The organism is Bacillus sp. CFBP9009 (assembly GCF_036541465.1).
Taxonomy (GTDB): Bacteria; Bacillota; Bacilli; order Bacillales; family DSM-1321; genus Peribacillus.
Map to the genome: position 1 here is coordinate 135,666 of NZ_JAZHFU010000007.1, position 12,549 is coordinate 148,214.

At 39.9% G+C, this 12,549-nt stretch carries 11 protein-coding genes, 1 pseudogene and 1 riboswitch; of the genes and pseudogenes, 11 read left to right on the forward strand and 1 reads right to left on the reverse strand.

What is annotated here, in order from left to right:
• The first annotated feature begins 64 nt into the window (after nt 1-64).
• Together pabB and dsdA are read left to right on the forward strand one after the other, a co-directional pair.
• Complete coding sequence (gene pabB, locus V3595_RS18010) at nt 65-1,813, forward strand: aminodeoxychorismate synthase component I (RefSeq protein ID WP_485908630.1); 1,749 nt, start codon at nt 65-67, stop codon at nt 1,811-1,813.
• A gap of 101 nt (nt 1,814-1,914) precedes the next feature.
• Nucleotides 1,915-3,246, forward strand: coding sequence for a D-serine ammonia-lyase (dsdA, locus tag V3595_RS18015; protein WP_485908662.1), 1,332 nt, complete (start codon nt 1,915-1,917; stop codon nt 3,244-3,246).
• Between the two features lie 449 nt (nt 3,247-3,695).
• On the opposite strand, the gene pdxR is transcribed toward dsdA, so the two are convergent.
• Nucleotides 3,696-5,090 carry a MocR-like pyridoxine biosynthesis transcription factor PdxR gene (gene pdxR / locus V3595_RS18020; protein ID WP_485908631.1) on the reverse strand — a complete coding sequence of 465 codons (1,395 nt, stop codon included), beginning with the start codon at nt 5,088-5,090 and terminating at the stop codon, nt 3,696-3,698.
• A 135-nt stretch (nt 5,091-5,225) separates the two neighbouring features.
• On the opposite strand from pdxR, the gene pdxS reads away from it, so the two are divergent.
• From pdxS to cysC, 9 genes and pseudogenes are all read left to right on the forward strand, one after another.
• The gene (gene pdxS / locus V3595_RS18025; protein ID WP_101225395.1) at nt 5,226-6,113 is read left to right on the forward strand and encodes a pyridoxal 5'-phosphate synthase lyase subunit PdxS; all 888 of its coding nucleotides are present in this window, start codon (nt 5,226-5,228) and stop codon (nt 6,111-6,113) included.
• 1 nt (nt 6,114) lies between these two features.
• Nucleotides 6,115-6,714, forward strand: coding sequence for a pyridoxal 5'-phosphate synthase glutaminase subunit PdxT (gene pdxT / locus V3595_RS18030; protein WP_485908632.1), 600 nt, complete (start codon nt 6,115-6,117; stop codon nt 6,712-6,714).
• Nucleotides 6,715-6,868: 154 nt separating this feature from the next.
• Nucleotides 6,869-7,614 (forward strand): annotated as a pseudogene (locus V3595_RS18035) (SDR family NAD(P)-dependent oxidoreductase).
• A gap of 173 nt (nt 7,615-7,787) precedes the next feature.
• Nucleotides 7,788-8,375 carry a TetR/AcrR family transcriptional regulator gene (locus V3595_RS18040; protein ID WP_485908633.1) on the forward strand — a complete coding sequence of 196 codons (588 nt, stop codon included), beginning with the start codon at nt 7,788-7,790 and terminating at the stop codon, nt 8,373-8,375.
• A 212-nt stretch (nt 8,376-8,587) separates the two neighbouring features.
• Nucleotides 8,588-9,121 carry an NADPH-dependent FMN reductase gene (gene ssuE / locus V3595_RS18045; RefSeq protein ID WP_485908634.1) on the forward strand — a complete coding sequence of 178 codons (534 nt, stop codon included), beginning with the start codon at nt 8,588-8,590 and terminating at the stop codon, nt 9,119-9,121.
• Nucleotides 9,122-9,402: 281 nt separating this feature from the next.
• A riboswitch (SAM riboswitch) is annotated at nt 9,403-9,511 on the forward strand.
• A 171-nt stretch (nt 9,512-9,682) separates the two neighbouring features.
• Nucleotides 9,683-9,826: a YezD family protein gene (locus tag V3595_RS18050; protein ID WP_072273036.1), complete on the forward strand. Its 144-nt coding sequence runs from the start codon at nt 9,683-9,685 to the stop codon at nt 9,824-9,826.
• Nucleotides 9,827-10,008: 182 nt separating this feature from the next.
• Nucleotides 10,009-10,713, forward strand: a complete 705-nt coding sequence (locus tag V3595_RS18055; RefSeq protein ID WP_485908663.1) for a phosphoadenylyl-sulfate reductase — start codon at nt 10,009-10,011, stop codon at nt 10,711-10,713.
• Between the two features lie 29 nt (nt 10,714-10,742).
• Nucleotides 10,743-11,891: a sulfate adenylyltransferase gene (gene sat / locus V3595_RS18060; protein WP_485908635.1), complete on the forward strand. Its 1,149-nt coding sequence runs from the start codon at nt 10,743-10,745 to the stop codon at nt 11,889-11,891.
• A gap of 42 nt (nt 11,892-11,933) precedes the next feature.
• Nucleotides 11,934-12,533, forward strand: a complete 600-nt coding sequence (gene cysC, locus V3595_RS18065; RefSeq protein ID WP_402905409.1) for an adenylyl-sulfate kinase — start codon at nt 11,934-11,936, stop codon at nt 12,531-12,533.
• Nucleotides 12,534-12,549: the final 16 nt, after the last annotated feature.

Consider the following 12,549-nt stretch of genomic DNA (forward strand, 5'->3'; position numbering starts at 1 on the left):
TGTCTGCAAGCTTTTTTATAAAATACATACCGATTTACTTCATAAACAAAGTTAGGAGAGAAGAATGAAACGAGAAGATCCTTTATCCCTAATATTTCACTTCACAGATAAACAAGGTGACAGCAGGCCTCTATATTTTACGAACCCGAAAAAAGTGTTCACCGCCCATTCAATTGAGGATGTCATTCCCCAATTCCAAAAAGTCCAGGAAGCGATAGAACAGGGGCATTATGCAGCGGGATACGTTTCCTATGAAGCGGCACCTGCTTTTGAAAAATCTTTCAAAGTAAAAGATGGAGCCAAAATGCCATTATTATGGTTCGGGATTTTCGATAAACCGGAAGAAGAATTACCTGAAAAAATGACAGGGGCTTTTAATTTAGCTGAATGGCAATCAGAAACGGATTCACATAACTATCATTCCGGGTTTCAAAGGATAAAATCGGAAATCGAGAAAGGCAATACGTATCAAGTCAATTACACGATGCGTTTGCAATCCAAGTTCGAAGGAGATGACTTAGCTTTCTTTGATCGCTTGAAGAGAGCTCAACGCTCGAACTATAGTGCATATTTGAATGTGGGGACACATAGAATCCTATCGGCTTCACCCGAGTTGTTTTTCCGTTGGGAAGATGGTCAGCTGATTACTCGGCCAATGAAGGGAACGGTAAAGCGGGGAACGACACTGAAAATGGATCAGCTTAATGCAGACTGGTTAGCAGCCTCGGAAAAGAATCAAGCTGAAAACTACATGATTGTAGACCTGCTCAGAAATGATTTGGGAATGATTGCAGAACCAGGAAGCGTCAAGGTTCCACAGCTTAAGGCAATTGAAAAATATCCGACCGTTTGGCAAATGACATCCACGATTACGGCCGATACGAATCCAGGAACAACAATCATTGATATATTCAAGGCTCTTTTTCCTTGTGGATCGATAACAGGGGCACCTAAAATTAAAACGATGGGTATCATCGCTGATATCGAGAATTCACCACGTGAAGTTTATTGCGGTGCAATCGGGTTCATCACACCTGAATCCGAAGCAGTCTTTAATGTGCCGATTCGTACGGTCGTGATCGATAACGAAACTGGGAAAGCCGAGTATGGGGTAGGCGGGGGAATCACTTGGGATTCCGAGCTATCGGAAGAATATGACGAAGCGTTTTTAAAAGCCAAATTATTGACGGTGGAAAGGCCTGCTTACAAACTATTGGAATCGATGAAGCTCAGCGATGGCGAATATTATTTGTTGACTGATCATATTGATCGGATGAAACAATCCGCTGATTACTTCGATTACCGGTTCCCTGAAATGAATCTTAGAGATCAACTCCAAAAGTATGCGGATATGAATCAAGGGACGTTACAAAAGGTAAGGGTATTACTACATGAAAATGGTGAAATTGAAGTCTCTGGACAAGCAATCAAGCCCCTTGATTCAGAATTTACGGCTATCTTGGCTGAAACTCCAATATCAAGTGCAAATCCATTTCTATTTCATAAGACCACCAATCGTGATGTATATGAAGGCTTTCAAATGAATAATCCTGACTTCCATGATGTTTTGCTTTGGAATGAAGAAGGATTCATCACTGAATTCACGAACGGAAATGTAGTGGTGAAGATAAATGGTGACCTCTATACCCCTCCGGTGGGAGCAGGTCTGCTTGCTGGAACATTTCGTCAAGACTTGATCAGGAAGAAGGAAATCAAGGAAAAACCCATTTCAAAGGCTGACCTTAATAACGCTGAGGAAATTTGGTTTATTAATAGTGTGCGAGGGAAATTAAAAGTGAATTTGACTTTCTAAGCTGATTATTCGTAAAAAAGTGAAAATTGTAATCTTTATTGCAGTTTGTTGAGTTATAGTAGATGATGAAAACTACATTTCCGGGAGGGACTGCTGTGGAGATGCATAAAATCGCAGGCTTATCGATCATGGATTGGAAAGCGAAAGATCCTATACTTAATAATGTGATAAAGATGAACGAAGTCTTCTGGACGAATCCAGATTACGGTAACAAGCAAGAAAACCCAATCGTCCAAGCTGAACAAGTTAAATCTGCTGAAGCAAGATTAAATAGATTTGCCAATTATATAATTAAAGCCTTTCCAGAAACCGAACCACTGAAGGGGATCATTGAATCACCACTAGTCGAGATTCCTTCCATGCAAAAAAACTTGGAAAAATCCTATGGAACTAAAATGGCTGGGAAACTTTTGCTGAAATGTGACAGTCATTTACCAATATCAGGTTCCATCAAGGCTCGCGGAGGTATTTATGAGGTCTTAAAACGTGCTGAGGAAATAGCAATGAAGCATGGTGGTTTAAAACGGACTGATAATTATGGAATACTTGCGAGTGATGAATACAAAGAGCTTTTTTCAAAATATTCGATTGCAGTCGGTTCAACCGGCAATTTAGGAATGAGTATTGGAATAATAAGCGCTAAGCTTGGATTCAAAGTAACGGTCCATATGTCGGCAGATGCCAAACAGTGGAAAAAGGATAAATTAACAAGTCTTGGAGTCATTGTAAAGGAATATGATGATGATTATAGTAAAGCTGTAGAAGAAGGCCGTAATGAAGCATCACTTGATCCCGATTGCCATTTTATTGATGATGAAAATTCAATGGATCTACTGCTAGGTTATGCGACAGCTGCAACGCGCCTGAAGGAACAACTGAAAGATATGTCCATACCAGTAGACGAAGATCACCCTTTGTTTGTGTACTTGCCATGCGGAGTCGGCGGCGGGCCCGGTGGTATTACATATGGGCTCAAGTTAGCCTTTGAAGATGATGTACATTGTTTTTTTGCAGAGCCGACACATTCACCATGCATGACGCTCGGATTGATGACAGGCCTTCATGACAAAATCATGGTGCAGGACTTTGGCATCGATAATAAGACGGAAGCGGATGGTCTTGCTGTCGGAAGGCCTTCAGCATTGGTTTCCCGTATGATGACGACCATGTTAAGCGGCAGCTTTACCATAGAGGATAAAATGTTATTCGATCTGCTCAGGGGAATGGCAGAGACGGAAGGTTATTATTTAGAGCCATCTGCCCTTGCAGGAGCATTCGGTCCGATACAACTTTTTAAAGCTGCAGAAGGAAAGAAATATCTCGTGGACCAAAAACTGGTGGATAAAATGAACCAGTCCACACATATCATCTGGGCGACCGGCGGGAGCATGGTACCAAAGGATATGATGGACCAGTATTTATCTAAAAGTTAAAAAATGTTCACTAGAGTTAATTTATCAGACTGTAGACAAACTCGAAGAAAAGCGAGTTTGCCTGCAGTTTTTTATTGAAAAAACGTCTCAGTGGTTTCAGCCGAAGCAGTTTTTGGTCCTACACTATACTTTATTCGACCGTTTATTCGACCTACACCGCACATTATTCGACCGTCACCGCATTATTCGGACCCCGAGCATTCATTTTGCGGTCCATATATTGAAACCGCGTTCCCTTCCGCCAACTTCCTGCCCAGCCTCATCAAAGCAAGCATTTAGCCGGGTCTCGGCTAGCCAGTCATTCGGCAAGAGTGTGTTCAATCCATTATGGTTTCATTCCAAATAAAAGTCTTTTTTAAAATCATGAAAGGGAACCAGGATGAGACCATTCCGAACCCCATTTTGTCGACAAGCTTAAAGAAGTTCACGGAAGTGAACTTCTTTTTTCTTTATAAACCCCATGAGTTCAATAAAAGGTGAATGGCTTTTTCCAATTCGGATTCAGGGATCCCTGCAAAGCCCAATATAATTTTTGGAGGATGTTCGTCCATTTTTTCGATCGAATATGTCGATAAGCCATAAATTTTAATATGGTCTTCGTTTGCCTTTTGAATAAGTGTCTGTTCATCCATGCCGTTCTTAACGATGAGGACGATATGCAATCCTGACCGCTCTCCAATGATTTTTATTTGTTGATGGGGTTTAAACAGCTCGATCACTTTATCCAACTTGCGACGGTACACTTTCCTCATCCGATTCAAATGCTTTTCAAAATCCCCTTCCTTCATGAACTGTGTCAACACATGCTGATCAATCCGAGAAACGGTTGAATGGTAAAAAGATAATTCCTGTTGATGCATTTGTAACAATGGAGCGGGAAGAACCATATAACTGATCCGAATTGATGGCATCAATGATTTTGAAAATGACCCTAAATAAATCACCTTATCACCAGCATCCATACTTTGTAAGGAAGGAATTGTTTTTCCACTATAACGAAATTCACTATCATAATCGTCTTCGATAATATAGCGGTTTGCTGCCCCTTGAGCCCAGTTCAACAATCGCGTCCGTCTGTTAACGGATAGGATTGTCCCATTGGGGAAGTGATGTGAGGGAGTGACATACACCACGTCGATGTTTGAATCTTCAATTTGGTTCACCTTTACGCCTTCTTCATCAATTTGCAGTGGATGGACTTCATTTGGGTAGCTGCGTAAAATCCGGTGAATCAAGTGATACCCAGGATCTTCAACACCATAGATGGCATTTTTATCGAATAGAAGGACAAGCTGCTGCAATAAAATTTCCATTCCTGCACCAATGATGATCTGTTCGGGAACACATTGTACACCACGTGCATGATACAAATAATGGGCAATTTCACATCGTAATTCATATTCCCCTTGAGAATCCCCAAGTAAAAGAAGATCTTGATGTGATTCATCGATTTTGCTTTTCATGTATTTTCTCCATTTTTCAAATGGGAAGTGTTCTGTGTCAATTTGGCTGGGATGAAAATGATATAGCAATTCCCCTTCTTTATGATTGATTTGTTCCACTGATACTTGGTTAGTTTGTGTATACTCTAAATCCTCGAATGTTTGAATATAGTACCCTTTTCTTGGTATGACTTCAACGTATCCTTCAGCAGTCAATTGTTCATATGCAGTCTCGACAGTATTTTGACTTATTTGAAGGAACTCTGCCAATTTCCGTTTGGAAGGCAGTTTTGTGCCGTAAAGAAGACGGCCATCAATGATTTCTTTTTTAATATATGAATATAATTGTTCGTACAAAGGTACTTCACTTAACCGATTTAAATCGCAAGAAAGCATATTCATTTTGTTTCCACCTTTTCGAAAAAAATTTACTGACCCCATTAAATTTATTAAAACTGACACTTTCAATGCGGTCAACTATTTTTTATACTAAATCTAACAAATCTAAAAAATGCAAATATTAGGGGGAAGAGAAAAATGGAAAAATTATTAGGAACTGACACAGTAAAAAGAGGAATGGCACAAATGCAAAAGGGTGGCGTAATCATGGACGTCATTAACGCAGAACAAGCAAAAATCGCAGAAGCATCAGGTGCTGTCGCTGTCATGGCATTGGAAAGGGTTCCTTCCGACATCCGTGCGGCTGGCGGCGTAGCAAGAATGGCAGATCCGCGAATTGTAGAGGAAGTAATGAATGCAGTGTCCATCCCGGTCATGGCTAAAGCAAGGATTGGTCATATCGTTGAATCAAGGGTCCTGGAATCCATGGGAGTGGATTATATCGATGAAAGTGAAGTGCTGACTCCTGCTGATGAAGAATACCATATTCTAAAAAGTGATTTCACTGTACCTTTCGTTTGTGGCTGCCGTGATTTAGGCGAAGCTGCGCGCCGTATTGGTGAAGGAGCATCAATGCTTCGTACAAAAGGAGAACCAGGAACAGGTAATATTGTGGAAGCTGTGCGTCATATGAGAAAGGTACAGTCACAAATTCGCAAAGTGAGCATCATGAGTGATGATGAATTAATGACAGAGGCAAAAAATCTTGGAGCCCCTTATGAAATTTTAAGAGAAATCAAACGCACAGGTAAATTGCCTGTAGTTAACTTTGCAGCCGGCGGAATTGCCACTCCAGCAGATGCTGCATTGATGATGGAATTGGGAGCAGATGGCGTTTTCGTTGGGTCTGGTATTTTTAAATCTGAAACGCCAGAAAAATTCGCCTCCGCAATCGTTCAAGCGACTACATATTTCACGGATTATGAATTGATTGGCCGGTTGTCCAAAGAGTTAGGCAGTGCAATGAAAGGAATTGATATTTCTAAACTAGCTCCGGCAGAACGGATGCAGGAACGTGGATGGTAATATGATAACTATCGGTGTTTTGGGATTACAGGGAGCAGTTGAAGAACACTTGAATCAAATCAAAGCTGCCGGCGAACAAGCAATTATAGTAAAAAAACCGGAGCAGTTGCTGGAAATCGATGGCTTGATCATTCCAGGCGGAGAAAGCACGACGATGAGGAAGCTAATGGATCGTTATGGATTTATGGAACCGGTCAAAACTTTCTTCGAAGATAAAAAACCAATTTTCGGTACATGTGCAGGGATGGTATTGGCGGCCAATGAATTGACTGGCGATGAGAAGGCCTATCTTGGACTAATGGACATTTCCGTGAAAAGGAACGGATTTGGACGTCAAAAGGATAGTTTCGAGGCTGAACTATCAATCAAAGGAATGGAAACCCCTTATAAGGCAGTTTTCATCCGGGCGCCATTTGCTGATGGAATTGGAGAAGGTGTAGAAATATTGGCTGTTTATGAAGAGAATGTAGTGGCTGCGAGACAAGACCATGTCCTCGTTAGTGCGTTTCATCCAGAATTAACAGGCGATGATCGTTTTATGCAGCTTTTCATTGAAATGGTGAAGACATCCATAAGTAAGGCCGAATTGAAAACCTGTTAAAAAAATGAAGCTGTCCTATTAATAGGACAGCTTTACTTTTGAAAGCTCAAAACCCTATAAAAATACATATTGCTTGAATTAAGCATTCCTTACTTTTATAATAAAAAAAGTGAGTAAACACTTACTATATTTTTAGTGTTGAAAGGGAATATATATGACAGCAAGAGTTGCAGTTATTACAGGAGGAGCAAGCGGTATTGGCCGAGCCACATGCTTGAAATTCGCAGCAAAAGGGGACAAGGTCATTGTTGCGGATTTTAATGAAGAAATGGGACAGGAAACCGTTGAACAGATAACAGCGGATGGTGGAGAGGCCATTTTTGTAAAAACGGATGTTTCTAAGCAGGAAGATGTTGAATCCTTAATCAATAAAGCAGTGGAAACATTCGGAAGGATCGATATCATGTTTAATAATGCCGGCATCGGTGCAGGCGGTATGATCCTAGATCAAGATATGGAGGGTTACTTTAAAACGATTGGAGTGAACCAGCACGGAGTTGCCTTTGGAATCATGGCAGCAGGACGGAAAATGAAGGAGCTAGGTAACAAGGGTGTCATTATTAATACCGCTTCTGTGTTTGGTTACTTAGCTTCCCACGGAACCTTTGCCTATCAGGCGACTAAAGGAGCTGTAAGAATGATGACACAGACAGCTGCTTTGGAATTGGGTGCTTATGGCATACGGGTAGTGGGCATTGCGCCAGGCGGGGTTGACACTCCTATCATTCAAGGCTATAAAGATATGGGAATCATCGATAAATTGAATGCAAGTCAAATGCGCGGTAAATTAATTAAACCAGAAGCCGTTGCAAATGCCGTCTATCTATTATCGTTAGAGGAAGCGGATGCGATCAATGGAGTGTAGTCATGGTCGATGATGGCTATGCATCCTTTAAGTGATTTTCTCTAAAAGAAAACATCGTCCCAGTCAGACAATGTTTTCTATTTATGATATATGGGAATATTGAATTCTAATGAATCAAAGGTAATATTGACCGATTGATACCATCGGGATATCATGGAAAATAGATTGGTGAAACCGGTCTTATCATCATAAAAGAAGGTTGATATTTTTGAAAAAAGGGCAGCAAACGAAAGTACGAATCATAAATGTAGCCCGGACTCTTTTTGCCACTAAAGGTTTTGACATGACAAGAACGAATGAAATTGCTTCTGCATGCAATGTTTCCGAAGCTACTATTTACAAATACTTTGACAGCAAAAAAGATTTGCTATTGGCTACAATTACCCCTGATGAGAAAGAGGAATCTGAAGATGGGACTAGCCATCTATCTACGGATGATCTAGTGGAGAATCATGTTTGCACCATGATAAATAAAATTCTTGATAATAAAGAACAGTTTTCGATACTATTCAGGGAAACACAATTCGATCAAGATATTTCGAAGCAATATGTAGATCAGATTTTCAAGCCGAATGCCAGGCATATTGAAATACAGAAGAGAATAGATAGTGGTGAGATACAGTATATCTCTGATATTATCCTATTTAATGTAGGGATCATTTCTTTCACATTGGCATTATCTACACATTATGAGATCCATCAGCAGAAAAAGGAGCCATATTTTACTTCTGAACGAATTAAGAGCATTGCTCATCTTTTGGTATATGGTATTCATGGCAAACAAAACCATACATAATGAAACGGTCATATTGAAGGGCTTGAGCATCAAGCCGCAAATATGACCGTTTTATTTTCCTTCAGATCCGATGGAGTAAACTTGTAAATTTTTTAAACCAGAGTGTAAGATTTGACTTATATTTTTCAGACTATTACGATAAATGCATACTGTACGAAATGATTTACGAAGATTTTATCTGGAAATCATGTAATATTGGAGGGGTATATTAAATGAGCGATATCGTAATTTTATCAGGAAGTCCGGCTATTCCGTCCAGAACGGACATTTCACTAAAACATATTCAATCATTAGTCGAAAACGAAGGATTTACCACAGCTTATTTCTCAATTACGGATTTTTCAGCAGATGATTTATTCCAAGGCAAATATAATAGCGAAGATATCTTAAAGCTTTCAGAGAAAATTCAAGCAGCTAGAGGGGTCATTATTGGTTCACCGGTTTATAAGGCTTCTTATACAGGTGTATTGAAGGCCTTGATTGATTTGCTGCCAGAAGGTGCTTTTAAGGGTAAGCCAGTGCTGCCAATCATGATTGGCGGAAGTAACAGGCATCTATTGGCGATTGACTATGCACTTAAACCATTAATTTCAATATTAAAAGGCGAGCCGCTGCAGGGCATTTATTTTGTTGATAAGGAAATAGATAAACAGAATTCAGAAACCCCGATTAATGATTTGCATTTAATTGATCGGGTCCAGAGTCAAGTTCAAGAATTTGTAGAAGCGATACAGTTAAGAAATTAATGAATTCGAGTAATCCCTTCTATAAAAAGTACTGGAATTCGAGAAATTATTTTTTTAAAGAATGACAGGCGCCAATAATAGGCTTGTTAATGAAAATAGACTCATTTTTTTGGAGGCTTTATCTAAAAAGACGAGTCTATTTTCGTATTTACATGAACAAAAAATCATAATTGGAATAGTGTGTATAAAAATAACAGTTCATCCATAATATTAAACCAAGTTATTTTATAAGAAAACTCCATTGACAAGGATTAAATATATGTTAATATTTAAAATAATAAAACTTATCCAGAGCGACGGAGGGAATTGGCCCTTTGAAGTCCAGCAACCTGCATGATCGATGCAAGGTGCTACCTCCAACAAAATGTTGATCATTTTGGAAGATAAGGTAAAGATATTTACCTTGGGATCTTTCCATCATGGAAAGATTTTTGTTTTTTGGGAAAGTTGTAGGCAAACCATAACAATGTAAGGTTGTTTGGAATTATATAAATCTAAGAAATTCATTGAATCAGCGGTGAAAATAAGAAATTCGCGGATTTTCTTAAAGGAGGAACAGGCTTGGATAAAGAGAATCAGCTTGAAGAAATATTTGAACGACTTCAAGAAATGCTTAATTCTATGAAATATGGATCCATTACACTTATTGTCCAGGATGGTAAAATCATTCAAATGGAAAGAAATGAAAAATTAAGAATTAAATAAGATATCTGCTGACTAGAAAAACTAGAGGCGGGTTTAACTGATATAAAGAGAGTATTGGTTAGATTCGTCTCTTTTTTCCTAGAGTCAAACAAACTGGAGAAGATTACAACGGGTATTGATCAACAGTTACTCTAACCTGATACAGCAAGTTTTTAGAGGGGGCTACAAAGTTGGCTGCATTAATAAACTATGAAAATTTCAACACTGGGGATTTCCCTGTATTTCCTGAAGACAGTGAGACAAAAGGTGCTTTGGAAGTTCTGCGATGGGCGAATGACCATTATGGAAACGAACTGATTTATGCTTGCAGTTTTGGCATTGAAGGCATCGTGCTTACGGATTTATTGGCGAAGGTCAATCCTTCTGCCAAAATAGTTTTCCTTGATACAGATGTTCATTTTGAGGAAACTTATCAATTGATAGAGCAAGTGAAAAAGCGATATCCAAAGCTTTCGATCGAAATGAAGAAACCTTCTTTGACGCTTGAGGAACAAGCAGCGGAATATGGGGATGAATTATGGGTTAGAGATTCCAATAAGTGCTGTAACATCCGTAAAATCATTCCGCTTACCGATGTTCTTTCAACGGCAACAGCATGGCTTTCGGGACTGCGAAGGGAGCAATCCGAAACAAGGGCTTTGACCGAGTATATCAATAAGGATAATAAGTTCAAGTCAGTTAAAATATGTCCACTCATACATTGGACATGGAAAGATGTTTGGCGCTACGCCCACAAAAACGGACTTCCATATAATATCCTGCATGATAATGGATATCCGAGCATTGGATGTAAAACATGTACAGCACCAGCCTTCAATGCAGATGATTTACGCTCTGGCCGTTGGCAAGGAGCTCAAAAAACGGAATGCGGATTGCATTTATCTTAAATAAATAGAAACCATAGGGGGAAATTAGCATGACAATCAGTTTACCGCACGGAGGAACATTAATCGATCTTTGGGAACCAAATTATGATATTAGTAAAATAACAAAGTCAATCGAAATCGATGAAATTGCTTTAAGTGATCTTGAATTGATAGGCACTGGTGCATACAGTCCAATTAAAGGATTCTTTACAAAAAGTGACTATGAGGCAGTGGTCAAGGATATGAGGCTTAGCAGCGGTCATGTATGGAGCATCCCGATTACGCTGCCTTTGACGGAAGAAACTGCAGGAACGCTTACTATAGGTGAAGAAGTAACGTTGACTCATGAAGGTGAAACATACGGGGTTCTCTCCGTTTCCGATATTTACACACCAGATAAGCAATTGGAAGCGACATTAGTATATCAGACGGATGATGAGAAGCATCCTGGAGTGAAAAATTTATATAACCGCGGTGATGTATATGCCGGCGGGGAAATAAAGTTGATCAAGAGAATAGAACGTCCGCAGTTTCAAGCTCATTATTTGGACCCAGTCGAGACAAGGAAAGCTTTTGCTGAAAAAGGCTGGGAAACGGTTGTCGGCTTCCAAACGAGGAACCCTGTTCACCGTGCACATGAATACATTCAAAAGACAGCATTGGAGATTGTCGACGGCTTATTCTTAAATCCTCTCGTAGGTGCCACTAAATCCGATGACATTCCGGCAGATGTAAGAATGGAAAGCTATAAAGTGCTGCTTGAAAAATATTATCCTAAGGATCGCGTCTCCCTTGCAGTTTTCCCTGCTGCCATGCGTTATGCAGGACCTAGAGAAGCCATTTTCCATGCGATGGTCCGTAAAAATTATGGTTGCACCCATTTTATCGTCGGACGTGATCATGCGGGTGTGGGCGATTATTATGGCACATATGATGCTCAAAAAATCTTTGGGAATTTCAACGCAGATGAGTTAGGGATCACGTTATTATTCTTTGAACATAGTTTTTACTGTAAAGCCTGTGGCAATATGGCTTCCGCTAAAACTTGTCCGCATGGCAAGGAAGACCATGTCATCCTGTCTGGAACGAAGGTAAGGGAAATGCTGCGTAATGGAGAAATTCCTCCAGCTACCTTTAGCCGTAAAGAAGTCATCGAGGTGTTGATCGAAGGTCTAAAAAAGAATGAAGTTTATAACTGATCGGACATAAATTGAAGGACCACATGAAGAGGGGGATTATTAATGAGTAAAAGTACGAATGTCACTTGGCATGAAACGTCATTGACCAAGGAGCTCCGCCGGAAGCAGAACGGCCATGAAAGCACAGTTCTATGGTTCACTGGTCTCTCGGGCTCCGGAAAATCAACAATTGCGAACGCAGTCGCTAAAGAGTTATATAATCGGAATATTCGAAGTTATGTTTTGGATGGTGATAATATCCGTCATGGTTTGAATAAAGATTTAGGTTTTTCTGAAGAGGACCGAACCGAGAATATTAGGCGAATCGGTGAGGTTTCCAAGTTATTCGTGGATAGTGGACAGTTCGTATTGACCGCCTTCATATCACCTTTCAGGGCAGATCGGCAGATTGTACGTGATTTACTCGAAGAAGGGGAGTTTATTGAAGTATACATAAAGTGTCCGATCGAAGAGTGCGAAGTGCGTGATCCAAAAGGTCTTTATGACAAGGCGCGTAAGGGAATCATTAAAGATTTTACCGGAATCGACTCTCCTTACGAAGAACCTGAACAACCGGAAATCATTTTAGAATCCGACCAATACAGCATTGAAGAGTGCGTTGAACAGGTAATCAGTTATTTGACAGCAAAGAAAGCGATTTAATCAAGGAGGAAATATA

Bases quoted from the DNA above. Each gene is read 5' to 3' on its own strand.
- pdxT (WP_485908632.1), top strand. From the start codon at position 6,115: ATGATAACTATCGGTGTTTTGGGATTACAGGGAGCAGTTGAAGAACAC.
- ssuE (WP_485908634.1), top strand. From the start codon at position 8,588: ATGAGCGATATCGTAATTTTATCAGGAAGTCCGGCTATTCCGTCCAGA.
- cysC (WP_402905409.1), top strand. From the start codon at position 11,934: ATGAGTAAAAGTACGAATGTCACTTGGCATGAAACGTCATTGACCAAG.
- pdxS (WP_101225395.1), top strand. From the start codon at position 5,226: ATGGAAAAATTATTAGGAACTGACACAGTAAAAAGAGGAATGGCACAA.
- sat (WP_485908635.1), top strand. From the start codon at position 10,743: ATGACAATCAGTTTACCGCACGGAGGAACATTAATCGATCTTTGGGAA.
- pabB (WP_485908630.1), top strand. From the start codon at position 65: ATGAAACGAGAAGATCCTTTATCCCTAATATTTCACTTCACAGATAAA.
- dsdA (WP_485908662.1), top strand. From the start codon at position 1,915: ATGCATAAAATCGCAGGCTTATCGATCATGGATTGGAAAGCGAAAGAT.
- pdxR (WP_485908631.1), bottom strand. From the start codon at position 5,090: ATGAATATGCTTTCTTGCGATTTAAATCGGTTAAGTGAAGTACCTTTG.